General features: G+C 60.3%; 18 protein-coding genes. 13 read left to right on the forward strand and 5 right to left on the reverse strand.

All coding sequences use genetic code 11. The annotated features are described in order from the left end of the window. Window positions 1-19: 19 nt before the first annotated feature. Entirely contained in the window at window positions 20-937 is a 918-nt protein-coding gene (gene sucD, locus HMPREF3055_RS04475) for a succinate--CoA ligase subunit alpha (protein WP_049340934.1), read from the forward strand. A gap of 360 nt (window positions 938-1,297) precedes the next feature. Further along, window positions 1,298-2,224 carry a hypothetical protein gene (locus tag HMPREF3055_RS04480; RefSeq protein WP_049340935.1) on the forward strand — a complete coding sequence of 309 codons (927 nt, stop codon included), beginning with the start codon at window positions 1,298-1,300 and terminating at the stop codon, window positions 2,222-2,224. A 164-nt stretch (window positions 2,225-2,388) separates the two neighbouring features. Here HMPREF3055_RS04480 and HMPREF3055_RS04485 read toward each other — a convergent pair whose 3' ends face one another. The 4 genes from HMPREF3055_RS04485 to HMPREF3055_RS04500 form a co-directional block, all read right to left on the reverse strand. Next, window positions 2,389-3,603, reverse strand: a complete 1,215-nt coding sequence (locus tag HMPREF3055_RS04485; RefSeq protein ID WP_070738248.1) for a VIT1/CCC1 transporter family protein — start codon at window positions 3,601-3,603, stop codon at window positions 2,389-2,391. A 394-nt stretch (window positions 3,604-3,997) separates the two neighbouring features. Then, window positions 3,998-4,495, reverse strand: coding sequence for a DNA starvation/stationary phase protection protein Dps (gene dps, locus HMPREF3055_RS04490; RefSeq protein ID WP_070738251.1), 498 nt, complete (start codon window positions 4,493-4,495; stop codon window positions 3,998-4,000). A 325-nt stretch (window positions 4,496-4,820) separates the two neighbouring features. Beyond that, window positions 4,821-5,477, reverse strand: a complete 657-nt coding sequence (locus tag HMPREF3055_RS04495; RefSeq protein ID WP_070738254.1) for an HAD family hydrolase — start codon at window positions 5,475-5,477, stop codon at window positions 4,821-4,823. 18 nt (window positions 5,478-5,495) lie between these two features. Beyond that, the gene (locus HMPREF3055_RS04500) at window positions 5,496-6,179 is read right to left on the reverse strand and encodes an NAD(P)-dependent oxidoreductase (RefSeq protein WP_070738257.1); all 684 of its coding nucleotides are present in this window, start codon (window positions 6,177-6,179) and stop codon (window positions 5,496-5,498) included. Window positions 6,180-6,449: 270 nt separating this feature from the next. On the opposite strand from HMPREF3055_RS04500, the gene clpB reads away from it, so the two are divergent. From clpB to HMPREF3055_RS04550, 10 genes are all read left to right on the forward strand, one after another. Continuing rightward, a complete protein-coding gene (clpB, locus tag HMPREF3055_RS04505; RefSeq protein ID WP_070738260.1) occupies window positions 6,450-9,059 on the forward strand; it encodes an ATP-dependent chaperone ClpB in 2,610 nt (869 codons plus the stop codon). Between the two features lie 170 nt (window positions 9,060-9,229). Further along, entirely contained in the window at window positions 9,230-10,198 is a 969-nt protein-coding gene (locus HMPREF3055_RS04510; RefSeq protein WP_070738263.1) for a Sir2 family NAD-dependent protein deacetylase, read from the forward strand. A gap of 201 nt (window positions 10,199-10,399) precedes the next feature. After that, entirely contained in the window at window positions 10,400-11,641 is a 1,242-nt protein-coding gene (locus HMPREF3055_RS04515; RefSeq protein WP_070738265.1) for an excalibur calcium-binding domain-containing protein, read from the forward strand. A 314-nt stretch (window positions 11,642-11,955) separates the two neighbouring features. After that, window positions 11,956-13,014 carry an excalibur calcium-binding domain-containing protein gene (locus tag HMPREF3055_RS04520; RefSeq protein ID WP_070738268.1) on the forward strand — a complete coding sequence of 353 codons (1,059 nt, stop codon included), beginning with the start codon at window positions 11,956-11,958 and terminating at the stop codon, window positions 13,012-13,014. 314 nt (window positions 13,015-13,328) lie between these two features. After that, window positions 13,329-14,051: a DUF4956 domain-containing protein gene (locus HMPREF3055_RS04525; protein ID WP_070630007.1), complete on the forward strand. Its 723-nt coding sequence runs from the start codon at window positions 13,329-13,331 to the stop codon at window positions 14,049-14,051. 118 nt (window positions 14,052-14,169) lie between these two features. Beyond that, on the forward strand, window positions 14,170-15,090 hold the full coding sequence (locus HMPREF3055_RS04530) for a polyphosphate polymerase domain-containing protein (RefSeq protein WP_049346069.1): 921 nt from the start codon (window positions 14,170-14,172) through the stop codon (window positions 15,088-15,090). 227 nt (window positions 15,091-15,317) lie between these two features. After that, on the forward strand, window positions 15,318-17,018 hold the full coding sequence (locus tag HMPREF3055_RS04535; protein ID WP_049346068.1) for a carbohydrate-binding domain-containing protein: 1,701 nt from the start codon (window positions 15,318-15,320) through the stop codon (window positions 17,016-17,018). 392 nt (window positions 17,019-17,410) lie between these two features. Further along, window positions 17,411-17,620: a DUF3073 domain-containing protein gene (locus HMPREF3055_RS04540; RefSeq protein WP_005504588.1), complete on the forward strand. Its 210-nt coding sequence runs from the start codon at window positions 17,411-17,413 to the stop codon at window positions 17,618-17,620. A 319-nt stretch (window positions 17,621-17,939) separates the two neighbouring features. Continuing rightward, window positions 17,940-19,010: a phosphodiester glycosidase family protein gene (locus tag HMPREF3055_RS04545; protein ID WP_070507162.1), complete on the forward strand. Its 1,071-nt coding sequence runs from the start codon at window positions 17,940-17,942 to the stop codon at window positions 19,008-19,010. Then, a complete protein-coding gene (locus HMPREF3055_RS04550; RefSeq protein ID WP_049346066.1) occupies window positions 19,007-20,200 on the forward strand; it encodes a bifunctional glycosyltransferase family 2/GtrA family protein in 1,194 nt (397 codons plus the stop codon). The genes HMPREF3055_RS04545 and HMPREF3055_RS04550 overlap by 4 nt, the downstream gene beginning before the upstream one ends. Before the next feature lie 202 nt (window positions 20,201-20,402). Here HMPREF3055_RS04550 and HMPREF3055_RS04555 read toward each other — a convergent pair whose 3' ends face one another. Further along, a complete protein-coding gene (locus tag HMPREF3055_RS04555; RefSeq protein ID WP_070738271.1) occupies window positions 20,403-22,121 on the reverse strand; it encodes a S8 family peptidase in 1,719 nt (572 codons plus the stop codon). Window positions 22,122-22,835: 714 nt separating this feature from the next. Between HMPREF3055_RS04555 and HMPREF3055_RS04560 the strand changes: the two genes are divergently transcribed. Continuing rightward, window positions 22,836-24,758, forward strand: coding sequence for a S8 family peptidase (locus HMPREF3055_RS04560; protein WP_070738273.1), 1,923 nt, complete (start codon window positions 22,836-22,838; stop codon window positions 24,756-24,758). Window positions 24,759-24,828 lie beyond the last annotated feature (70 nt).

The following is a 24,828-nucleotide window of genomic DNA, read 5'->3' on the forward strand; positions in this document are numbered from 1 at the left end:
AGGATTTCAAGGAAGTAATATGTCTATCTTTGTGAACAAGGACTCCAAGGTCATCGTTCAGGGCATCACCGGTGGCGAGGGTACCAAGCACACCGCACGCATGCTCGCAGCAGGCACCAACATTGTGGGCGGCGTGAACGCTCGCAAGGCTGGTACCACCGTCACCCACAAGGCGAAGGACGGCTCCGACATCGAGCTGGACGTCTTCGGTTCCGTAGCTGAGGCTATGGAGAAGACCGGCGCGAACGTCTCCATCGTCTTCGTTCCCCCGGCCTTCACCAAGGCAGCAGTTCTCGAGGCTATCGAGGCTAAGATCGGCCTCGTCGTCGTCATCACCGAGGGCGTTCCGGTTCAGGACTCCGCAGAGTTCTGGGCAGCTGCTAAGGCATCCGTGGACGAGAACGGCAAGCAGATCACCCGTATCATTGGCCCCAACTGCCCCGGCATCATCTCCCCCGAGGAGTGCCTGGTTGGTATTATCCCGGCGAACATCACCGGCAAGGGCAAGATTGGTCTGGTTTCCAAGTCCGGTACCCTGACCTACCAGCTGATGTACGAACTGTCCGACATTGGTTTCACCACCGCTATCGGTATTGGTGGCGACCCCATCATCGGCACCACCCACATCGACGCTCTGGAAGCTTTCGAAGCTGACCCCGAGACCGAAGCAATCGTCATGATTGGTGAGATCGGTGGTGACGCTGAGGAGCGTGCTGCAGAGTACATCAAGGCAAACGTGACCAAGCCCGTCGTTGGTTACATTGCAGGCTTCACCGCTCCTGAGGGTAAGACCATGGGCCACGCAGGCGCTATTGTCTCCGGTTCCTCCGGTACCGCTCAGGCGAAGAAGGAAGCTCTGGAAGCAGCAGGCGTGAAGGTCGGTAAGACCCCCTCCGAGGCTGCAAACCTGATGCGCGAAATCTTCGCAGCGAAGTAAACAGCATAGTATTGCGGCAGATGCCGGTAGTCCATGAGGCTACCGGCATCTGTGCTTTAACCGGGAACTCAACAGAGACAGTGCCGAAGAACGCCCAGAGGTGCTGGAGGGGAATGCACCGGGGAAAAGAGGAAGGTTGAGCCGCTCCAGCTGCCGAATAGTGCTGGGATTTGAGGATGCTTTTGAGATGTTTGAAACCGGGCGGTAGAACTTACGGAGGAAAGTAAGATTGTGCACATCCGCCCTCATAAGGTGCAGATATAACCTCAACCTTTGTATACTGGAGTGCATTGAGCCTAGTCAGAACCATTCTGAGCGGCTCTAAGAAACACCAAACACTCACAGGAGATCACTACACTCATGACTCAGCCCATCTCTCGCCGCACCATCGCAAAGGCAGGCGTCTGGTCCGCACCCGTCGTCGCAGCCTCCGCAGCAGTACCTGCCTACGCCGCATCCAAGGAAACCCCCGGCGTGCAGTACGGCGTGTACGTCAGCGTGCAGAACAACGGCGGCTACGTCGGCTACGCATCCTCCAACAACACCGGCACCATCAACCCGGCAAGCCCCGAGGCACACTTCACTGCCTCCGGCACCCCCGACTCCGACATCAACTGGGACGACGCAACCTCCAAGCCCAAGAGCGCAACCTACGTCAACGGCGAAGGTAAGTTCACCCCCGTCACCAACTCCCAGACCGGCGCAAACGGCGCATACATGTCCTCCAGCGGCTTCTGGTGGTCCGTACCGACCAAGGACACCGCAACCGGCACCGGCTACATCCCCGGCAGCAGCGTCACCCTCGCAGCTGGCGCAACCTTCGTAACCGAGGTTGAGTACACCGTCGCCGCCAGCGCACAGTCGCTCCTTAAGCTCGGTAAGATCAACGGTCAGGCATGGGCCCCCTCCGGTCGCAAGCTGACCGGTAAGACCACCGAACTGGTAGCCTCCGCAGGCCAGGCAAAGTACCTGTCCGTCGCGCAGACCGCCGGCACCTGGACCGCAGAAGTACCGACCGTCACCAAAAACTCTGACGGCACCTACACCTTCAAGGGTCGTATCGTCTACACCACCAGCAAGGCGTACACCATGAAGCAGTCCGGCACCAAGTACTACAGCCAGACCAACTTCATGCCGGCGCAGCTGCGCTTCCCGGCAAACGACGGCTGGGTTTCGTACAAGCAGACCTCCAGCGTGCAGGTCGCAAACCTGACCTACTCCGGCAACGGCGCGAGCGGTTCGGAGAGCGTTTCCGGTCAGGCCACCACCGCGGAGATTCACCCGTAATAGATCAACCCCTCATGCAGGGTAAGAACATATAGAAAACCCCCGGCGGATACACTGAATGTATCCACCGGGGGATTTCTGCATCCGAATAGTTCTCAAACGCTTGAAAACAAATTCCAGAGCGGCTATATACACTTGTCGAGAGCTTATTGGGGGTGTTGTAACTAGCCGACCGTCGTGCCGAACGCCAGACCCAGCAGGTAGGTCACGAACGCAGCGCCGAAGCCAATTAGAATCTGGCGAATACCGCGCTTGAGCGGGGAAGCGCCCGAAAGCAGACCCACCACGCCGCCGGTGAAGCCCAGCGCCGCACCCACAAACAGCAGAGACAGCACCATCGCGAATACACCCGACAAGCCAAAGATATAGGGCAGAATCGGAACCAGTGCACCCGAAGCAAAGAACGCAAACGAAGCAGCGGCGGCACCAATATCGGTACCCAAAGCCACGTTCTCCTCACGATCCTCATCCTCGCGGTGAGACAGCGACGGATCGCAGTCACAATCCATGTAGCCGAAACGCTCCATCGCACGGTGATGCGCCGCGTCCGGCTCCATGCCGCGGGCACGGTAAATCAGCTCCAGCTCGTTCGAATCCAAATCCAAATCGTGCGCAACACGCAGGGTCACCTGGGTCGGCTGGGAGGCATCCAACAGCTCACGCTGAGAACGAACCGACACGAACTCACCCGCCGCCATCGACAGCGCACCCGCCAGCAGACCCGCAATACCCGAGAGCAGAACCATCGAGCTGGATGCACCCGATGCGGTAATACCCATAGTCAACGCCAGGTTCGACACCAAACCGTCGTTAGCGCCAAAGACCGCCGCACGGAAATTACCCGATAGCTTCTCCCTGCCGCTGGTCGCCAGGGCGCGAATAATCTCCTCGTGAATTGCCTCGTCAGCGGCCATTTCCTCGGTGGCGTCCGGATCCTCAGCGTAGGGGGAGCGGGACTCAGCGCGCTGCGCCATCGCCAGAATAAACACCGAACCGAAGTTCTTCGCCAAGAACTGCAACAGCAGAGACTGCGGGGACGGACGCACGTGCACATCCGCGTGCTCACCGAGCATGTCACGCCAATGCTGCTGGTGACGCTTCTCCGCCTCAGCAACCTGCAGCAAGATCTCACGGTCGGTACCCTCGGCGCGGCGAGCCAGGTAGCGGTAGATACGCGCCTCCGACTCTTCATCCGCCAGGTAGCGGCGCCAACGCTTAATCTGCGCGGGCGTAGGGTCGGTGACCGCGCTGTGGCGGGTCGGCTTGTGCTCGGTCGCCTCAGCTGCGGTCCTTTCAGCCTTGGCCGCGTCAGCCTTAAGTTTCTCGGTCTGCTCGCCGTACGTGTCTTCGCCGTGCTCGTTCGGGGCGTGCGTGCTCATATCTCTCTTTCCGCCGGATGCGGGTCGCGCCGGGTATCTCCCGGGCGCGCAATCATGCGTTCAAGTCTGTGTGTTCTGAGTTGATCAGTGAACCACTGTAGAGCACCCCGAACAGAAAATCTAGGACGGCCTAACCCGGTGTTATTGTTCGCCTCAACGTACTTTGTGATACCGCACGGACGAGGACTCAAAGGTCGAGAAGGGTAAAAGTGGCTGGGGAGGGTAAAAGTAGTTGTGAAGAAGCGGAGCAACTTCGAGCATAGAAAGCCGGGCGGGCGCACCCTCCATAAGGAGGGCGCACCCGCCCGGTTTGTGACTCTAAAAGCTAATGCCTATATGACGTGCCGCCATGAGTAGGCTGCAGTTTAGAGGCTACGACGTAGATGGTTGCGGCTTAGATGTTGCCTTCGCCGTTCTCCAGGAACGCGCGGATGAACCACTGGAACTTCTCCAGCTCAGCGGTCTGGCCAATCAGCAGGTCCTCGGTGACGGGGTCGGACTCGCCAACGAAAGCAATAGCCTTGCGGTGATCCTCAATCACGCGGGTGTAGACGTCGTTCAGGGCGCGCAGGTGGTCGGCAACGCGTGCGCGGCCAACGGGGTAGTCCTCGACGGAACGCTGTGCAACCAGTGCGCCAGCCAGGCCGTTGGGGGTTGCGCCCAGGGTTGCCATACGCTCTGCGATAGCGTCGACGAACTCGCGGACGGTTTCGACCTGGGGGTCAATCATTTCGTGAACGGCGATGAAGCCGGGGCCGGTCACGTTCCAGTGTGCGTGCTTCAGCAGCAGGTGCAGGTCGTTCAGGTCGTGCAGACGTGCCTGGAGAACCTCAGAAATACCCTTGCCTTCTTCGATGGTCAGACCGGGTGCGGTGTAGTTTGCGAATGCCATGATGATCTCCTTCTTGAAGCTGTGATGTTTTTGGTTCGGTGAGGTGGCACCCCGCCGAATCGTTATTATGAGTAAATCATTTTAAGGAACCATTGTCAAGGTTATTTTGAGTAATTCGTAATAAATCGTCATCTGCGTGTCGCGCCGCGCCCAAAAGCCAACACCCAAAGCCCCTGCCTAAAAGCCATACCCAAGCGCCCGCATAGCTCCCCGTCTAGGCATGAACAAAGGGTGGGATGCGCGGTATCTCATCTCGCGCATCCCACCCTTTATTGGTGAAGCGTATTCAGTTTTCTATAGAGCTTTCAACCCGCGAACTAAGCGGTTACGCCAGCGCGCGAACCGCCTCCAGGGTCAGCTCCTCATGATTGAAACGTGCGGTGCCCAGCTCCGCCGGAACCTCCAGCTCGCCCGGCACAACAATGACACGCATGCCCGCCGCGGTTGCGCTGCGCACGCCCGAAGGGGAATCCTCGAGAGCCACGCACCGAGTCGGATCAACACCCAGACGCTCTGCCGCCAAAAGGTACGGCTGCGGGTCCGGCTTGGGGTTGGTGGTCTCATCGTTGCCAATAATGACCGAGAATGTGCCCTCGGGTGCCGCGTTTGCGGTACGGCGCGCTACGGAAGTGGTCGCATTGGTGACGATAGCCGCCGGAATCTGTGCATCGTGAACCTCCGAGAGGAAGCGCTCAATGCCGGGCAGGAACTCTACCGGCTGGTGCGCCAGGGCGTCATGCACCTTCGCCACAAGACGTTCATTAATCTCTTCGTCCGGCAGGTCCACGCCGCGCTCGCGCAGGCGATCCAGGGTGAACTGCATGGACAGACCCAAGCAATCGAGGGTGTCCTGCTCGCTCCAGGTGCCACCGAAATCTGCGGCAAGAGCAACCTTAGCGGCAGCCCATATGGGTTCGGTGTCAACGAGGGTTCCGTCGTGGTCGAAGAGAATGGCGGCGGGGAAGGTGTTCGTAGTCGTCATGCCATTAAGCCTACCGGTTTATTTCTGAGGTGACCGCAGGACAGCATCCCCAATCGTCACCAAAAAATCCGTGCCGGCGTTCTGGGGGTTCTTGGCGATAGTGAGCAGCGCATTGGCAACGTCCTCACGGGCAATCGTCGGAATGCCCGGAACGCGTTCGACACTCGCCATGTCAAACACCTTCACCCCGCCCCTACCGGGCTTATCGGTCAGCCTGCCCGGATGCGCCCGCGAAATATACGGCTGATATTCGGCGACCAGGGCGTCCGCCTTAACCTTGTCGGTAAAAATGCCGCGCATGATGACCTTGCACACCAGGCGCATGGGCAGGGAGGCGGTTCGCACCGTATCGCCCACGCCGTAGGCGCTCATCAGAACGCAGTGCTTCACGCCTGCGCCCACAACCGTCTCCATAATGAGCGGCAGGCGCTCCTGCAGGAACGTACTGTGAAGGAACTCTCGCACCGTGGCCTTCTGTCCCAGGGTGCTCACCATGACGTCCTGCCCGGTGGATGCTGTGGCGAGCTGTTCGGCATCGTTGAGGTCGCCGGGGGTGATGGTGAGGTTCGGGTGGGTTCCCAAAAGTGTGCGTGCCTTATCGGGGTTGCGCACGTAGGCGGTGACCGCGTGCCCCTCCTCGAGGGCTTTGCGGGTGAAGAGGCGGCCGGTGCGGCCGGTTGCGCCGAGAACCAGTATTTTCATGTGGGGCCCCTAATCTTTAGCTGTTATGGGAACCTGCAAGCACCCAATCCGGTCAGTATAACAATGTGGTTTCGACTGGGGGCTTTCGGTTGAGGCTCTTTCAAGCGGGGTTTTGGCTAGGGCTCAGAGCAGTGCGGGGTGAAAAACGAAAAAAGTGGACAAAATTTTTTGAAACCCCCTTGCGAAACATAGTTGAGTGGGGTAGACTCAAGTTATGTAATGCGAGGGGACGTAGGATAGGCCCCTGAATGCACGATACGAAAGGACATCATGGATATTAAGTTCACGACCAAGAGTCAAGAAGTTATCTCCGCCGCTAATACCAATGCGCAAACGGCGGGTAACCCCACTATTGAAACCTCCCACATCCTCAAGGCCCTGATGGACCAGCGCGAAGGCATCGCAGTCTCCGTGCTGAAGGCCGCAGGCCTGGATGTAGACGCCATCTCCGAGGCTGCTTCCGCAGAAATCAAGAAGCTGCCCAAGGCGTCTGGCTCATCCGTGCAGAACGCCTCCTTCAGCCGTTCCGCACTCTCCGCCCTGCAGGCCGCACAGACCCGCGCCCAGGGCTTCGGAGACACCTACGTCTCCACCGAAATGATTCTGCTGGGCATCGCCAGCGGAACCGATAGCACCGCTGAAGCAATGCACAAGCTTGGTGCTACCGCAGACCTCATTGCACAGACCATCCCCAACGTCCGAGGAGACCGCACCGTGGATACCCCCGACCCCGAAGGCACCTTCCAGGCCCTCGAGAAGTACGGCACCGACCTGACCGCCATTGCCCGCGCCGGCAAGCTCGACCCGGTCATCGGCCGTGACTCCGAGATCCGCCGCGTGGTGCAGGTGCTCTCCCGCCGCACCAAGAACAACCCCGTGCTGATTGGTGAGCCCGGCGTCGGTAAGACCGCCGTGGTTGAGGGCCTGGCACAGCGTATGGTTTCCGGCGACGTGCCCGAATCCCTGCGCGGCAAGACCCTGATTAGCCTGGACCTGGGCTCCATGGTCGCAGGTGCTAAGTACCGCGGCGAGTTCGAGGAGCGCCTGAAGGCAGTCCTCGAAGAAATCAAGAAGTCCGAGGGTCAGATTGTGACCTTCATCGACGAGATTCACACCGTTGTTGGTGCTGGTGCATCCGAGGGTTCCATGGATGCTGGCAACATGCTCAAGCCCATGCTTGCCCGTGGTGAGTTGCGCCTGATTGGTGCCACCACCCTGGATGAGTACCGCGAGAACATCGAGAAGGATCCCGCCCTGGAGCGCCGCTTCCAGCAGGTGTACGTGGGCGAGCCCAGCGTTGAGGACACCATCGGTATTCTGCGTGGTCTGAAAGAGCGCTACGAGGCACACCACAAGGTGCAGATTGCTGACTCCGCACTGGTTGCCGCAGCCACCCTGTCCAACCGCTACATTCCTTCCCGTCAGCTGCCGGACAAGGCAATTGACCTGATTGATGAGGCAGCATCCCGCCTGCGCATGGAAATTGACTCCGCCCCGGAGGAAATTGACCAGCTGCGCCGCGCCGTGGACCGCCTCACCATGGAGGAGCTGGCTCTTGCCGACGAGACCGATCCCGCATCGGTTGAGCGTCTGGAGGCCCTGCGCAAGGATATGGCGGACAAGAAGGAAGAGCTCGACGCCCTCAACGCCCGTTGGGAGGCTGAGAAGGCTAGCCTGAACCGCGTGGGTGACATCAAGACCCAGATTGATGAGCTGCGTTCCCGCGCAGAGGTTGCACAGCGCGAGGGTAACCTCGCCGAGGCATCCCGCCTGCTGTACGGTGAGATTCCGGCAAAGCAGGCTGAGCTGGAGGAAGCACAGCGCGCCGAGGACACCGCTAAGAGCGAGTCCATGGTTTCCGAAGAGGTCACTGCGGACGATATCGCCGAGGTGATTTCCTCCTGGACCGGCATTCCCGCAGGCCGCATGATGCAGGGTGAGTCTGAGAAGCTGCTCGAAATGGAGAAGCGCATCGGTGCCCGCCTCATCGGTCAGGAAGACGCAGTGGTAGCTGTCGCTGACGCTGTGCGCCGTGCTCGCGCCGGTATTTCCGACCCGAACCGCCCGATTGGTTCCTTCCTGTTCCTGGGCCCGACCGGTGTCGGTAAGACCGAGCTGGCTAAGGCACTGGCTGAGTTCCAGTTCGATGACGAGCGCGCCCTGGTGCGTATCGACATGAGCGAGTACTCCGAGAAGCACACCGTTTCTCGCCTGGTCGGTGCCCCTCCCGGATACGTCGGCCATGAAGAGGGCGGTCAGCTGACCGAAGCTGTACGCCGTCGCCCCTACTCGGTGGTCCTGCTCGACGAGGTTGAGAAGGCACACCCCGAGGTCTTCGACATCCTGCTGCAGGTGCTCGATGACGGCCGCCTGACCGACGGTCAGGGTCGCACCGTGGACTTCCGCAACGTCATCCTGATCCTGACCTCGAACCTCGGTTCGCAGTACCTGGTCAACCAGGATCTGCCCTTCGAGGAGCGCTCCGAGAAGGCTATGGAGGTTGTGCACCAGGCATTCCGCCCCGAGTTCCTCAACCGACTGGACGACATCATCATGTTCCAGCCCCTGTCGGCTGAGAACCTGGGCCAGATTGTGGGCCTGCAGGTCAAGAGCATGGCCAAGCGTCTGGAGGACCGCCGCCTCACCCTGAACGTGACCGAGGCAGCCCTCGAGTGGCTGGGCAAGACCGGCTACGACCCGGCATTCGGTGCCCGCCCGCTGCGCCGCCTGGTTCAGCGCGAGATTGGCGACCGCCTGGCTCGCGGCATCCTCTCCGGCGCTATCCACGATGGCGACACCGTGACCGTGGATGTGAACCCGGACGTTGCCAGCGACGGCCTGTCGGTGACCTCCGAGCGTGAGCAGAAGGCTGAGGACTAAACTCAACCGGTTAGCCGGACGGAGCCGATTGGCTCGGCGGGCTTAGCCTGTGGCTGAGTTTGCCAGTTCGAAACCATAAGAAATAGGCTGTGGGGTACCCTCAAAAGGGGTGCCCCACAGCCGTTTAACGTACTAGCCCCGCGCTAGTACACAGAGCATTGAGGAGAAGAATGGACCGCTGGACTGACCACCAGAACTTCGCCGCCGCCGGTGAACAGCGCGAAGAAATCGCCTCCGTGCACCGTGCCGCGATCCGCTCCATTCAGCGAGTCGTGCGCGAAAACGCTACCCCGCACGATGAGGAGTACGCCGCCGAAGGCATCGCGCGCCTGCTCAAGGCGGGTAAGGTTCTCGTGCTCACCGGCGCGGGCGTGAGCACCGAATCCGGCATCCCCGACTACCGCGGACCCGGCGGCTCCCTACACGACCACCGTCCCATGACCTACCAGGAATTCCGTTACGATGATGCCGCCCGTCAGCGCTACTGGGCGCGCTCCTACGTGGGTTGGCGCCGCATGCGCCGCGCCCAGCCGAACCGCGCCCACTACGCGCTCGCCGAGCTGGAACAGTTGGGTGCTGTGAGCGGCGTGATTACGCAGAATGTGGACGGCCTGCACGCCCGTGCTGGAAGCTCCAACCTGCTGGCGCTGCACGGCGACCTATCCCGTATTGTGTGCCTGGACTGTGGGCAGGACGAGGGGCGCGAAAGCCTCGATACGCGCCTGGACGCGGCGAACCCCGGCTACCTGGCGCGCCTTGAAGACGAAGATTTGCGCGTGAATCCCGACGGCGACGTGGAGCTGGACGAGCGCTACATCCGCGATTTTCAGATGGTGCCCTGCCTCGCCTGCGGCTCTACCAAACTCAAGCCGGACGTGGTGTATTTTGGCGAGTCCGTGCCCGCCGAGCGCAAGGCGCGCAAGGACGCCATGCTCGCCGAGTGCTCGGCGCTGCTGGTGGTGGGTTCCTCGGTGGCGGTTATGAGCAGCTACAAGATTGTGCTGGAGGCTCTGCGCGCCGGCAAGCCGGTCGCCGTCATCAATGGCGGTCCGGGTCGTGCGGATGCGAAAGCAACCTACCTGTGGCGCAGCGGCGTGGGTGAGGCACTGGAACTCATGCTCGACGCCGTTGACGTTTAAGGTTGCAGGGAGCGTTGCCGGGAATGTTGCAGAGGTCTAGACGGCGCTGTTTCTGCAGTGAATGCTGTTTCTCTGGCGAATTTTGCCGCGCGTGCACTGACCCAAAGTTAAGTGCACGAAAGTGCTATTTTGTGTTGCAAGTCATTGCAAATAGCCCCTGGACAGGCGGATACACCCATCGTGCGGGGATAAAATGATGGGATGGACATTCGACACACTATCACTCGCTTCGGTGCCACCGCCCTGATCGGTTGCGGTCTGGCGGTCACCGCAATCCCCGCAACTTTCGCTCAGAACAGTGAAGAGTCCGTCACCCACGTCTACTCTGACAAGGCTGCTTCCCACATTTCTGAGGTCTGGTACAAGGGCGAAACCCTGAAGATTACCGGTGAGGGCTTCCTGACTCAGGACGGCACCTCCGGTTCCGTTATCGCCATTAAGCTGAACAAGGGCTCCGTCAAGATTGACGGCAAGGACTACCTGGAAGTTCAGGCTGACGAGAAGGGCAACTTCTCCGTCTCCATTCCCTGGCAGAGCGACCTGGACGATCGCATCTCCGTGGACGTCTACCTGCTCTCCGGCTCCCTGAAGGACAACGACACCTCCCGCGGCGGTAAGGCTGCCACCGTGAAGATTGAGGCTCGTTCCGTTCAGGAAGCAACCCCCTCCGCTTCTGCGAGCGCTTCGGCAACTGCTTCGGCAACCGCTTCTGTGGTGGCTATCCCCTCCGCTTCTGCTACCTCCTCCGCATTGGTGGCGCCTTCCGCATCTGCTACCCCCTCGGCTTCTGCGACTGTTTCGGCTTCTGCTTCGACTACTGCCGCTGATGAGGTTGTTGCCTCCGTGGATGCAAAGATTAAGGACCGCGCCGAGGAGAAGGCTTCCGCTACCGCTTCGGTGAGCCCCTCGGCTACCGCATCGGCTTCTGCTTCTGTGGTGGCTACCCCCTCCGCTTCGGCATCTGCTACCGAGTCGGCTTCTGCTAATCAGAGTGCATCCGTTGCGAACGAGGCGAAGGATCAGCTGGGTGATTCTGCCTCTGCTACCGAGCAGGTGACCGCTTCGGCTGAGAGCACTCGCTTCGCGAACTGTGCAGAGGTTGCGGCCGCTGGCCTGGCGCCCATGCATAAGAGTCACCCGGACTTCCGCCAGAAGTTCGATAATGACAAGAATGATTGGGGCTGCGAGGTCATTAACAGCGAGGTGACTGACGGTTCCTCCTCCAACAGCTCCTCGGGTTCTTCGTCCCGTAACTCTGGTGGTCTGGATAACCTGGGCGGCAGCTCTTCCTCTTCGAGCAGCTACACTTCGAGCCGTGCTCAGCGCTCTTCCCTGGCTAACACCGGTGCTTCTAACGCCTTCACCATTGCTGGTATGGGTCTGGTAGCTCTGGGTCTGGGTGTTGCTGGCGTGTCTGCTGTGCGTAAGCGCAAGAACTCCTAAAAACTGTTGCCGCCCGGTGCGGTGTGCATGAGGGTCCCTTCCCCTGAATGCTTTCGAGTGTTCGGGGGAGGGGATTTTCGCGTTTAACGGGGTGGTTTTTGCTATTGGGTTGTGCTGATGGGATGGGGTATGTACCTGTTAGTTTCTTCAACGTCGGGTTGAGAGTTTAGGTGTGCACGGCGGTGCAAAAGGCTTATATAGTTCAACCATGCCTTCAATAAACCTTCAAGAAAAATATGTTTTGTGAGTCAGGTCATGGCAAATTAGCGTCTTGGGAGCCGGTATCCCAAGCTTCGCTCGTTAGAATGGGTGGCATGAATATTCGAAACAACATCGCACGCATTGGTGCCACCGCCCTCATCGGCTGTGGCCTCGTTGCTACTTCCGTCCCCGCGACCTTCGCTGTTGAAGGTGCGCCTCAGGTTGTCCACACCTACGCAGACTCTGCACAGTTCATCGCCCCCGACGTATGGGTTGAGGGTCAGGGTCTGAATATTGGCGGCGAGGGTTTCAAGACCGCTGACGGCACCTCCGGTTCCGTTCTGGCGCTGAAGCTGAACAAGGGTGCTGTCAAGATTAACGGCCAGGACTACCTGGAAATCCACGCTGACGCGGCTGGCAACTTCTCCGTTACTATCCCCTGGCAGGCAGAGCTGCACGGCAGCGTTTCTGTCGACATTTACCTGCTGTCCGGCTCCCTGAAGGACGGCGACGTTCCCCGCGGCGGTAAGGCAGCTACCGTGACCATCAAGGTTGCAGAGCAGCCCGCACCGGCTCCTTCGGAGGACCCGACCCCCGTTCCTTCTCAGGACCCGACTCCGGCTCCCTCCGAGGATCCGACCCCCGCTCCCTCCGAGGACTCGACCCCGGCTCCGACCACCGAGGCTCCCAAGCCTGCTGAAGAGACCTCCGCACCCGCAGTTGAGGACGCTAAGGAAACCAAGCCCGCTGAGGACCAGAAGCCCGCCGAAGAGCAGAAGTCTGAAGACCAGAAGTCTGACCAGGCTTCCGACTCCTCCGCAAAGGGCGAGAAGACCGACAAGTACCAGAACTGCGCCGACGTGTGGGCAGACCGTGGTGGCCCCATTTACAAGGGCGACCCGGACTTCCGCGAGAAGTTCGACGCTGACGGTGACGAAAAGGGTTGTGAAGAGCAGCCGAACTACGAGAACTCCAAGTCCGACAGTGTTTCGCTGAGCTCCGGCTCGAACGACAACCTGGGCTCCGGTTCTTCGAACGCATCCTCCAAGAGCTCTTCTTCCCTGGCTAAGACCGGTGCATCCGATGCGATGACCGCTGCTGGTCTGGGTCTGATTGCTCTGGGTGCTGGTGGCGCGACCATCGTGGCAACCCGCATGCGCAAGAAGGCATAATAACGCCTAGTCGCTAAGTTTTTAGCTGCTTTTATGGGCTCCCTCCATATCGGAGGGAGCCCATTTTTTGTGCTTTTTGAAGCTGTGGGATGCTCCGTCAAGGACACGAGAAAAGAGAAAAATTACGATTGAATAGCGCCACGATAAGTGTATTTATTAGAGACATATAACACTTATCTCTAAGTTAAGGGCAGCACAGGGTAAACACAGGCTTGCACGGGAATCTAGATACTACAAAGAACGCACAGCTTGGAGCTGAAGAACAGACAGCAAAGAGCACCGCGAACATCACGACACGATATCTGGAGCACCCAATGACTATTCTGACCATGGCACTCGCCGACGCTATAGCCATCGCAGCTCTCTGCACCCTCTACATGGTGCGGCACCGCAACCGCGAACTGATGATTTCCTACGCGGTCATCAACGCCGGCATCTTCACCGTCTCGGTGGCGCTGGTATCCGCCGGATCGAACGCATCCGCTATGGGTATGGGCCTCTTCGGTGTCCTGTCGATTATCCGATTGCGTTCCACCGCCCTGAGCCAGCGCGAGGTGGGTTACTACTTCGTAGCCCTCTCGGTCGGCATGATTGCAGGTGTGAACATTAGCCCGGCGTACATCGCCTTCGGCCTCATGGCTACCCTGGTCGGCCTCATCGCGATTCTCGACTCGCGCAGCGCCCCGGTCTCTACCGATCAGACTCAGACCGTTACCGCCGATCGTGCAATCAGCGACGAGGAAGAGCTCAAGGCATACCTGAGCGCTCGCCTGGGTTACACCGTCACCTCGGCGAAGATCACCGAGCTGGACATGGTGAACGACCTGGCCCGCGCCACCGTCACCTACCAGCCCAAGGAAACCACCGAGGGCGGCACCCCCGCGGCAGGGGAGGCGGCTCAGCCTGTAGCCGCTCAGACGGTAGCATCGCAGGCTCCTGCGGCTTACTCGGCAGCACCTCAGGTTCCCACAGCCGAGGCGCACACCACCCTGGACACCCGGATGGTTCCGCTCCAGCGCACCCTGGTGGGCAAGTAAGACCAGCCGGTATAAAAGCCTCCGATTCACTCCAACTGCACAAACTCTCCGATACCCACGACACGCCGCCCCCCAGCGCACAGCACGCAGGGGCGGCACCCCAGAAGGACGAAGACCCATGACTAACGCAGCCGCAAACATCATTCCCACAGAGTGGAAGAGCATCAGCCTCGAAGCCATGAACGAAAAGGCAGCCATGCAGACCCGCGTGGACCGCAAGTACATTGTCGACGCAGAAACCGCCGCCAAGGTACTCTCCACGCTCGACGCAGACGCCTCCGTCATGGAAATCGATGGCCAGCGCGACTTCGCCTACGACTCGGTCTACTTCGACACCCCGCAGATGCAGAGCTACCACTCGGCAGCCTACAGCCGCGACGACACCTTCAAGATCCGTACCCGTAGCTACCTGGACTCGGAACTGACCTTCCTGGAGGTCAAGACCGACGGTGAGCAGGATATGACCGTCAAGAAGCGTATCCCGTACACCTTCGAGAACCGCGATACGCTCACCGCGGAAGGTCACGAGTACATCACCGCAGCACTCGGCGATATCCTCGCCGGCCCCGTGCACAAGCTGGAGGCGGTTCTGACCACCGGCTACCGCCGTACCACGGTCTTCCTGCCGCAGAGCGAGAAGAACCCGGTCGCCTCCCGTATGACCGTAGATAACGCCCTGACCTGGACCCCCATGTCCGAGAACATCCTCATGGCGGGCGTGAACTACCGCAACTTCCACGGCAACCTGGTCGGCACCACCTACGGCCTGCCGAATGCGGTCATCATCGAAACCAAGTCCGGCGTGGAGCCCTCCGTGGCAGATCAGCACCTCTGGGATGCGGGCATCACCCCCGCGAAGATTTCCAAGTTTGCAACCGGTATGGCGGCGTTGAACCCGCAGCTGGCAAGCAACAAGTGGGAAGAAACCCTGAAGAACTGGATGCACCTGGAACCGGTCAATGGCACCCGCCTGAACGTGGATGACATGACCGAAGAGGACTACCAGAAGCTGCTGACCGAGCGTTTCGCAGCCGCCTAAAACGGCAATCTGGCTATAACAACAATCTGGATGCGCGGGTAGGGTAGCGCACCTACCTTACCCGCGTCCCCAGCCCCCTAACCTATACCCCCGAACCAAGCACAACATCGGCCTTATTCGCCCCACACAGGCAATAACCGCTCTCACACATATTCACATTTCACATACGTCTTACCCCTGTGGCGCTGGCTCTACGCGAGTGGTCACCCAAACACAAAGGAAAACCCGTGAAAAAGAGCAATATGATTAAGAGCGCAACCTCCATTACCCTCCTGGCAGCCCTGGCGTTGACCGGCTGCTCGGCAACCTCGGCATCGAATGCCAGCGCTTCGAGTGCAATCAGTACCTCCGCTTCGAGCACTTCGGGCACCACGTCGAAGGTGGCAGACTCCTTCTCCACCGACGTGAAGAGCGGAGCGAAGCTCGCCGAGGACACCCACTACTCCGCGAAGGATCTGACCTGGGATTCCTCCAGCGAAGTTACTATCGATCTTTCTAACCCGACCGCGACCGACGGTGTGACCGTCAGCGACGGCGTCATCACCATCACCAAGGCGGGCAACTACAAGCTCACCGGCACCTACGATGGCCAGATTAAGGTTGATGCAGCCGACAGTGACATGGTCCGCCTGATCCTGAACAACGCGACAATCACCAACTCCACCGGTGCAGCTATCAACGTTGTTGAGGCGGACGAGGTCGTTATCTACACCGCCTCGGGTACCACCAACACCGTCTCTGACGGCTCCTCCTACTCGGATACCGCCAGCGGCAGCCCCGATGCAGCTATCTACTCCAAGAGTGACCTGACCCTGGCGGGCGAAGGCACCCTGAAGGTTGAAGGTAAGTACGAAGAGGGTATCCACACCTCTGACGGCCTGGTCATTGCCTCCGGCACCCTGGAAGTGAACGCGGCAAACACCGGCATCAAGGGTAAGGACTACGTCGATATCCTGGACGGCACCATCACCGTGACCGCAACCAAGGACGGCATCAAGGCAACTAACGACACCGACGGCAACCGCGGCTGGGTACGCCTGAGCGGCGGTACCGTGAACATCTCTGCAGGTGATGACGGTTTCAAGGCTGAGCGCGTGCTTGAAATCTCTGGCGGTACCCTGAACATTACCAGGGCGAACGAGGGTATTGAGGCGCAGTACATCAACATCCTGGACGGCACCGTGAACGTGACCAGCTCCGATGACGGTATCAACGCCTCGTACAGCACCACCTCGACCAGCACTGAGTCGACTACTGCAACCTCGACTAAGCAGAGCGCGCAGGGTGGCCAGAACTCTGCGCCCCAGGCGCCCAGCGGTAGCGCAGGTCAGGTACCTGCAGGTGGCGGTCAGGCTCCCTCGGGCACTATGGGTCAGCCCCCGGCTGGCGGTGGCGCAGGTGGCGGCATGGGCGGCGGCATGGGTGGTGGCGGCACCTTCGAGGTGGTCGACGCAACCATCAACATCACCGGCGGTACCGTCACCGTGAATACGAACGGCGACGGCATCGACTCCAACGGTACGGCAACCCTCTCCGGTGGCACCCTGATCGTGAACGGTCCCTTCACCGGCGGTAACGCATCCCTGGACACCAACGGTGACCTGCTGCTCAACGGCACGACCGTGGCCGCGGGTAACTCCGGCGACATGTTCGAGGCACCCTCGACCAACTCCACCAGCGGCTACGTGAAGATCAGCAACGTATCGAACCTGAGCGCAGGCACCACCGTACAGGTGACCGACTCCTCCGGTAACGTGGTGGCGAACTACAAGGTGACTAACTCCAGCACCGCACTGATCCTGGTCTCCAGTTCCAAGATCACCAAGGGCGAGAGCTACACCGTGTACACCACCACCGATAGCGTGGATGCCTCCAGCACCACCCTGGCTTCTAACGCCACCTCGCTGGGCTCCTTTACCGCAAGCTAGCAGCTCCTTCGCCGCAGGCTCAGCGGCAGGGGGCTCTCCCTTAGACCCCGTGCGGGATGTCATGACCTGCACGGTACCCTCTCTGAACCCGGTCTTGTGAGTGAGCCGGAGGCAGAGACACTCGCCCCGCATCGGATATAGTGATATATCCGGTGCGGGGCTACGTGTTATATAGGGAGTGTGGCGGCTGGGGTAAAAAAGCTGCGGGTGCAAAATAAAACGGTTGTTCCGGTGCGAAGAAGTGCTCTGATACGCAAAATAGGTGCCGTCCAGCGAGACATTCAGGGCTGAAACAGGGTACTCTATAGTGTAGTAAAGACTGTTGAACGATCCGAGAGCGATGCGCCGCGCGTGCTGTTCGCCTCGGACAGGATGAAAGAGGGGGTCACGCCATGGGGCGCGGCCGTCAGAAGGCTAAAGCAACAAGGCAGGCTCGGGAGATGAAGTACTTCAGCCCCGAGACCGACTACAGCGCACTCGAGCGCGAGCTCAGCAGCGCGAAGAAAACGAAGTCCTCCGATTCGTCCCGCCGTCGCTATGACGACGAGGACGACTACTCGGCATACGCAGAAAAGTACGCGTCCTACGAGGATGAGGCATAAAGAATACGCGGAATGATTCGGTGCATATCGACCGAGCGTATTTCATAGATGATGAACCGGCTTGAGGCCCCGCACGGGGTGCTCAGCCGGTTTTTTCGTGCCTTCGAGTGGCCACGTGCGCGTGGGGGAGTGGGGATGCGGTGGGTGCTCAACTGCTTGGTACACACAGCCAGTACACATGTTTATACATGGGTGTGTATAGCATCTTCTGGTAATACGGAACAGGCAGTAATAAAAAAGCCTGGAATGAATAAGCATACATAGCTTCTGCACAGCTTAGTAATGCCTGGCACAGAGAATAGCCCGGCATTCTAGAGACATGAACAACGAACAGAACATGACTCAGAACATTGACCAGGCCACCCAGACCGCAGCGGAACAAGCTAACGCAGCGCAAACCGCTGCAGAGCAGAAGCTAGCCAAGAAGAAGCTCACCCGTCGAATTTTCATCGGCGGCGGCCTCGGCGCACTCGCAGTAGTTGGCGGCGGCGCAGGCTGGGCGTACAACCGCTACCTGGCAGAGCACACCGAAATCGAAGATACCACCGCCTACGAGGCGGCAGCAGCCCAGGCAAACGCAAGCGCCTCCGGCTCCGCCACCGCAGATCCCACCGAACTGACCGGCGTGAAGGTCAACGGCCAGAGCCTCACCGCTAACGAAGGCTCGATTACCATCACCTCCACCACCACCGGCAGCGGCTCGGACGCGGTCGTCTCCTTCGTAGCAGACATCAAGCTCGACAACGCAACCCTGCTGCGAAGCGCCTTCGCCAACAACAAGTTCGGCCAGAACATCATCGACACCCCCTCGAACATGGCGTCCGAACACAACGGCATCTGGGCGATCAACGGCGACTACTACGGCTTCCGTACCACCGGCATCGTGATCCGAAACGGTGTTGTCTACCGTGACTCCGGTGCACGTGAAGGCCTCGCCTTCTACCGCGACGGCTCCGTCAAGCTCTACGACGAAACCGCAACCAACGCCCAGACCCTCGTCAACGAGGGCGTGTGGAACACCCTCTCCTTCGGCCCCGCACTGGTCAAGGACTCCGCAATCGTCGACGGCATCGACAGCGTCGAAGTGGACACCAACTTCGGTAACCACTCCATCCAGGGCTACCAGCCGCGAACCGGTGTGGGCGTGCTCGGCACCAACCACCTGGTCTTCATCGTGGTCGACGGCCGCTCCACCAACTACTCGCGCGGCGTGACCATGCCCGAGTTCGCCCAGATGTTCAAGGACCTCGGCTGCGTGAGCGCCTACAACCTGGACGGTGGTGGCTCCTCCGCCATGGTCTTCAACAACAAGCTGGTCAACCGCCCGCAGGGTGGCACCAAGGAACGTGGCACCAGCGACATCCTCTACATTGCAGGGAGCGCATCGTGATTATCCTGATACCTGCCTATAAGCCGGACCAATCACTGGTCCGCCTTGCCCGGGCCCTGCGCAAACAGGACCCTGCCGCCGAAATCCTCGTGATTGACGACGGATCCGGCAGCACCTACGCACCCATCTTTACCGAACTGCGCATCGACGGCGTGACCGTGCAGATCCACCCCGCCAACAAAGGCAAGGGTGCGGCACTGCGCACCGGCATCGCCTGGGCGAAAGCAAACCGCCCCGGCGAGGTCATCGTCACCGCCGACGCGGACGGCCAGCACCTACCTCGGGACATCTTCCGAGTGGGTGTGCGCACCGAAACCGCCGCAGCGGCAGGTCAGCGGAGCATCATCCTCGGCGTGCGTACCAAGCCCGACCCGAACGCCGGCGAAGAAGGCACCAAGGTGCCGCTGCGCTCCAAGATTGGCAACAGCGCAACCGTAGGCTTCTTCGCCCTGGCGACCGGAGCCCGCGTGGCAGACACCCAGACCGGTCTGCGCGGCTTCACCCCGCAGATCCTGGACTGGCTACTGCAGATTCCCGGCGATAAGTACGAGTACGAGTTCTCCATGCTGCTGCGCGCAACCCGCGCAGACGTGGAACTGGTGCAGGTACCCATCGTGAAGGTCTACGAGCCCGGCAACCCGACCAGCCACTTTAGGCCCCTGCAGGACTCGGCGCTCATTTACGCACCGCTGCTTGCCTTCCTGGCATCGTCTTTCCTGACCGGCTTCCTCGTGGATGCTATCGCCCTCTTCATCCTGGTGGGCTTGGGTGCTCCGCTCCTGGCAGCCGTAGTCGGTGCACGTATCATCTCGGCGCTGACGAACTTCACCGTCAACCGAATGCTCATGCACGACGGAGGCGCACGCCCCTCGGCATCTTCCTCGCTGGTGCGGTACGCCGTGCTGGCGGTGGGTATCCTCGCAGCCAACGCGGCTCTCATGGAAGCCCTAACCGGTCTGGGCGCGTCCCTGCTGGTTGCCAAGATCCTGACCGAGCTGATCCTTATTCCGGTCAGCTTCGCGGTCCAGCGCCGCTGGGTTTTTCTACCCGCCAAGAGTCAGGAAAAGCTGCGAGCGAAGGAAATTGCCACCAACGCACCTTCGGGTCTGCGCGCGGTGAGCTACGAGTCCGCTCGCATGGAGGCAGCCGGTATCCGTACCGGTGTGCGCGCCTCCCAGGTACGCCCCTAGCGGCTAGTTCACTAGGGGCTACCTACAAAACTTCTCCCACCTGTCAGTCGTGAGGGTGGGTGGGAGATGCAAGCTGCAGCACCACAAGCGGCAGCATTCTGTTCACGAAAAGCCCCCGCTGAAAACTCAACGGGGGCTTTTTGTATGTGGCATCCTTCAGAAGCCTATTGGCTCACCGGCTTCCGAGCTGGCAACATGCCGATTACTGACCGGGAATCAGGCCGTGAGCAGTAATCAGGAACGGCGGGTTGTGGTTAACAGCCGGGTTAGTCACGTAACCAACACGAGCCGCACGGGTCGGGTGCTTGGGTGCACGCTTCGGCCAGGGCTTTGCCTGCGGGTTCGGGTCCTTCTTGCCCTGCACCATAGCCAGTGCGCTCGCGGCGTTCACAATGCCGGAACCGCAACCGTTCACATCGCAGGTGAGTGGCTTGGAGCTCTGCTTCAGAATCTGCTTTGCACGCTCAGCGTTCAGCGAGGGATCCACGGACTTCATTAGAGCAATCACGCCAGCAACCTGGGGTGCCGCCATGGAGGTGCCGTCGTACTCGGTGTAGCCCGCACCCTTGGAAACGGTGGTGCCCAGGTCCACGGTGGACATGATGCTACTGCCGGGGGCGCTCACATCAACAAGCTTGCCGTAGTTGGAGAAGTCGCTACGCTTACCGTTCTGGTCGGTAGCGCCCACCACGATCGAACCGCCGCAGTTAGCCGGAGCGACCTTGGAAGTGTCCTGACCATCGTTACCAGCAGCGACAACGAGAATCGCGCCGCGCTTGTTCACTTCAGTAATAGCCTTGGAGTAGGTTGCGGGGCAGGTGCCTTCGCCGCCGAGGGAGAGGTTAATGATCTTGGCGGGGTTGGAGTTCGCAGGAACGCCTTCAACGGTGCCGCCGGCTGCCCAAACCATTGCATCCGCAATGTCGGAGTCGTAGCCGCCGCACATGCCCAGGGCACGCACGGGCAGGATCTTGGTGGAGGGTGCCACGCCGACGATACCGCGCTTATTGTTCATAATCGCCGCGATGGAGCCGGCAACGTGGGTGCCGTGCCAGTTCGACTCGCTTGCCTCTGCATCAGCACCGCAGACGCCCGCTTCTTCCCAGTTGCCCTGGTCGGTCGGGTCGGAGTCGCGGCCGTTGCCGTCACGAGCAATGGAGGGCTCGGTGATGAAGTCGTAGCCGGGCAGGACGTTAGCGTCCAGGTCGGGGTGCTTGACGATGCCGGAGTCAATCACAGCAACGGTCACGCCGGCACCCTGGGTGGTCTTCCACGCTTCGGGGGTAGCCAGACCCTTGGTGCCGTGCAGGTTCCACTGCTGCGGGTAGAGGGTGTCGTTCGGCGCCACAACCTGGTTCGACGCCTGGGCAGCCTGGGCTACCTGAGCGACCTTGGAGTTTGCGGCGGTACGGGTGCGTGCGTTGGAGCGGCGCAGCAGGTCGGGCTCAACCGACGCGACGGAGGGGTTAGAGCTCAGCGCCGCCATGTACTTCTCTGCCTGCTCCGCGGTGAGCTTGGAGGAGAGAGTCACCACGGTTGCCTTCTGAGCGGTGGTGCGTACGTAGCTGGTCTTGATTTTGAAGAGGTCATCGACGCTCTTCACCTCGGAGGTGAGACCCTGGTAGAGGGCATCGTTCCAGGTGGCAACCTGGGTGCCTGCGGGGCTTGCCCAGTTGATGCCACCTGCGTTCAGAGCGCTATCGGTGTAGGTGATAACGAATCGGTTGAAGCCTGCCTTCTGCTGTGCGGAGCTGAGGGAGGAAATGGTGGTGTGCGCCTTGGCGCGCTCGGCTCCGTTAGCCTTGGCGGGTGCCGCGAAGGATGCGGGGGCGCCCAGGGTCGTGACGAGTGCTGCGGCGGTGCCCAGGCTCAGCGCGGTGCGTGCGACACCGCGCGCTGAGGGGTGAGTGGTAAAAGACATCGGGGTCCTTTGCGTATGTGAGTGCCGGAAGCGGCAAGTGGGTTGGTCATCCACTCACATAAATGCACCTTCGAGAAAATATTTGCATTCTTTTGCATATTTGCTTGTGAGGAGCGAATAGAAAAAGAAAATGCACATCACTGCATTGATGTGTATTTTTCTCTAAACCCCCGTGCGGGAGTTCATCGGAAGTAGTTTATGTGGTGAGATATCGCTATCCTAGCACCTTTTTCTATGTTTGGCGGGGCTAAAACTCGATAGTGTGGCGTAAATAATGAGATTTTTCTTTCATGTAAATGCAGATAAAGAAATGCCTAGTCGGAATATTCTCGCGACTTAAAGTAGTGATTTAAGTTTTACTCATCTATGCATAAAATGACCTGCATCACAAAGGTTATTTTATTCATAAAGTAACCCCAAAAGGGTGCTAGAGTATCTCACGGTGCGTACCCGTGCATGCACAATGTGGGGCTACCCTCAGTAGCCCCACAGGCCACAGCGCAGACACCACGCACTACAGCGCCATGCATCAACCACCCCGCACAACGACATCTACCCAGCAGATACGTGCGACGAAAACACCGCACAGCGCTAACATCTCACTCTTCCATATTCACTCGTACCGAGCACACACCTCACTCTGCGCCCTCAACGCGAGTCGGCAACGCTACGCCGCATCGTGCGCACCCGGTACCACTCACCTCAAGGACGTCCATGCTTCGCATTGCTCGCCCCTCGCAGGCACGCGCCTCCCAGCGTTCCCTGCTCAGCTTCGTCACCGCAACCTGCCTGCTCTCGGCAAGCGTGATCCCCGCCGTGGCGGCACCCACCGCGCAGGCTACCCACGCAACCCAGGCTTCTGCGGCGGCACAGACTTCTAACACCACCCAGTCCGCGCCCGTGGCATACAACCGCTTCATCATCACCTACACCGATGAAGCGAAGAACGCCGCCTCCGCTGACGCCACCGCAGACCAGATTGATTGGTCCGCAGCCGCCGGTACCCAGCAGGCAACCTGGAGCGACGCACTCTACGCGGGCATCAGCTCCGAGGTGCAGAGCATTGACGAGCTGCTGAACATTAAGACCAGCTACGTCCGCTCCACCGCGCTGGATGCCAGCGTGGTCACCACCTCCGCGGAGCTCACCCCCGCGCAGGCGCAGCAGTACATGAACGCCCTGAGCGCGAACTCCAAGGTCGCCTCCGTGTCGCCCGATATGCGCCGCTACGCCACCGTGGACAACACCTCGGAGACCGTCAAGATCAACGACCCGAAGATGAACCGCATGTGGTCCCTCACCGGTGAGAAGGGCGTCTCTGCGCTGGAGGCGTGGGGCACCACCCGCGGTAAGGGCGTAACCGTGGCGGTGCTGGACTCCGGCATTACCGCCCACCCGGACTTGGACGTTAACGTGCTGCCCGGCTACGACTTCATTGCCGAGTCGGCGTTCTCCAACGACGGTAACGGCCGCGACTCCGACCCGACCGATGCCGGCAACTGGACCGTAGACAACCAGTGCTTCACCGGTTCGAAGGCGACCGCCTCCGACTGGCACGGCACCCACGTGGCGGGCACTATTGCCGCTATCGCGAACAATAACGAGGGCATTGCCGGTGTGGCACCCGAGGCGAAGATCGTGCCCGTGCGCGTTCTGGGCGCCTGCGGTGGCTTCGACTCGGACATCACCGACGGCATTATTTGGGCTGCCGGCGGTAGCGTGCGCGGCGTTCCGGCAAACCAGAACCCCGCCCAGGTCATTAACATGTCCATCGGTAGTGAGGGCACCTGCACCACCCCGTACCGCCAGGCGATTGCTCAGGCGAATAAGCGCGGCTCCATCGTGGTCGTTGCTGCGGGTAACAACAACTTTGATGCCTCGAAGTCCAGCCCCGGCAACTGCGAGGACGTCATCAACGTGGGCGCAACCGATAAGAACGGCAAGCGCTCCTACTTCTCCAACTACGGCTCCCGCGTGGACGTGAGCGCCCCCGGTGGCGACCGCCGCTACTGGGGTGGCGGTATTCTCTCCACCCTGAACGCCGGCAAGACTGCTCCCGGTAAGGCTGATTACGCCGAGTACCAGGGCACTTCCATGGCGGCGCCGCATGTTGCCGGTATTGTGGCGCTCATGAAGGCGGTCGACCCGAAGCTGACGTACGCCCAGGCGAAGAAAGCCCTGCAGTCCACCTCTCAGGGCGTTGAGTGCGACCAATCCGCGTGCGGTTCCGGCATTGTGAATGCGGCGCGCGCGGTTCAGCAGGTCCGTTCCGACCGCGAGGCTGCGGATGCTGCCGCGGCTGAGGCGGCACGCAAGAAGGCTGAGGAGGAAGCCGCACGTAAGAAGGTGGCTGAGGAGGCGGTACGCAAGAAGGCTGAAGAGGACGCTAAGCGTCAGCAGGCCCCCGCACCGAAGGTAACCCCTGCACCGAAGGTGACCCCGGCTCCGAAGGCCAGGACCCGCCCGTCCCGCCCGGTGACTCGCCCCTCCTACCCGTCGCGTCCGCGTCACGGCCACACCCCGCGATACCGCTCCTGGTACGGTGCATCTACGAACACCTACCCGAGCAGTACTTACCCGAACAATGGCTACCTGAACAATGGTTACTTGGGCTTCGCGACCGGTAATCACCGCTAGTCAAAACTGATTTTAGATACGAAAAGCCCCCGATGAGTTTTGAACTGCGCCCCGAAACTTGGACGCATTA

The sequence above is a fragment of the Rothia sp. HMSC061C12 genome, assembly GCF_001815755.1.
GTDB classification, from domain to species: domain Bacteria; phylum Actinomycetota; class Actinomycetes; order Actinomycetales; family Micrococcaceae; genus Rothia; species Rothia mucilaginosa.

What these genes read in the sequence shown, in the direction of transcription:
- HMPREF3055_RS04485 (WP_070738248.1), bottom strand. Translation starts at nt 3,603, where the DNA reads ATGAGCACGCACGCCCCGAACGAGCACGGCGAAGACACGTACGGCGAG.
- HMPREF3055_RS04530 (WP_049346069.1), top strand. Translation starts at nt 14,170, where the DNA reads ATGACTAACGCAGCCGCAAACATCATTCCCACAGAGTGGAAGAGCATC.
- HMPREF3055_RS04480 (WP_049340935.1), top strand. Translation starts at nt 1,298, where the DNA reads ATGACTCAGCCCATCTCTCGCCGCACCATCGCAAAGGCAGGCGTCTGG.
- HMPREF3055_RS04555 (WP_070738271.1), bottom strand. Translation starts at nt 22,121, where the DNA reads ATGTCTTTTACCACTCACCCCTCAGCGCGCGGTGTCGCACGCACCGCG.
- HMPREF3055_RS04525 (WP_070630007.1), top strand. Translation starts at nt 13,329, where the DNA reads ATGACTATTCTGACCATGGCACTCGCCGACGCTATAGCCATCGCAGCT.
- HMPREF3055_RS04540 (WP_005504588.1), top strand. Translation starts at nt 17,411, where the DNA reads ATGGGGCGCGGCCGTCAGAAGGCTAAAGCAACAAGGCAGGCTCGGGAG.
- HMPREF3055_RS04500 (WP_070738257.1), bottom strand. Translation starts at nt 6,179, where the DNA reads ATGAAAATACTGGTTCTCGGCGCAACCGGCCGCACCGGCCGCCTCTTC.
- HMPREF3055_RS04545 (WP_070507162.1), top strand. Translation starts at nt 17,940, where the DNA reads ATGAACAACGAACAGAACATGACTCAGAACATTGACCAGGCCACCCAG.
- dps (WP_070738251.1), bottom strand. Translation starts at nt 4,495, where the DNA reads ATGGCATTCGCAAACTACACCGCACCCGGTCTGACCATCGAAGAAGGC.
- HMPREF3055_RS04560 (WP_070738273.1), top strand. Translation starts at nt 22,836, where the DNA reads ATGCTTCGCATTGCTCGCCCCTCGCAGGCACGCGCCTCCCAGCGTTCC.
- HMPREF3055_RS04515 (WP_070738265.1), top strand. Translation starts at nt 10,400, where the DNA reads ATGGACATTCGACACACTATCACTCGCTTCGGTGCCACCGCCCTGATC.
- sucD (WP_049340934.1), top strand. Translation starts at nt 20, where the DNA reads ATGTCTATCTTTGTGAACAAGGACTCCAAGGTCATCGTTCAGGGCATC.
- HMPREF3055_RS04520 (WP_070738268.1), top strand. Translation starts at nt 11,956, where the DNA reads ATGAATATTCGAAACAACATCGCACGCATTGGTGCCACCGCCCTCATC.
- HMPREF3055_RS04495 (WP_070738254.1), bottom strand. Translation starts at nt 5,477, where the DNA reads ATGACGACTACGAACACCTTCCCCGCCGCCATTCTCTTCGACCACGAC.
- HMPREF3055_RS04510 (WP_070738263.1), top strand. Translation starts at nt 9,230, where the DNA reads ATGGACCGCTGGACTGACCACCAGAACTTCGCCGCCGCCGGTGAACAG.
- clpB (WP_070738260.1), top strand. Translation starts at nt 6,450, where the DNA reads ATGGATATTAAGTTCACGACCAAGAGTCAAGAAGTTATCTCCGCCGCT.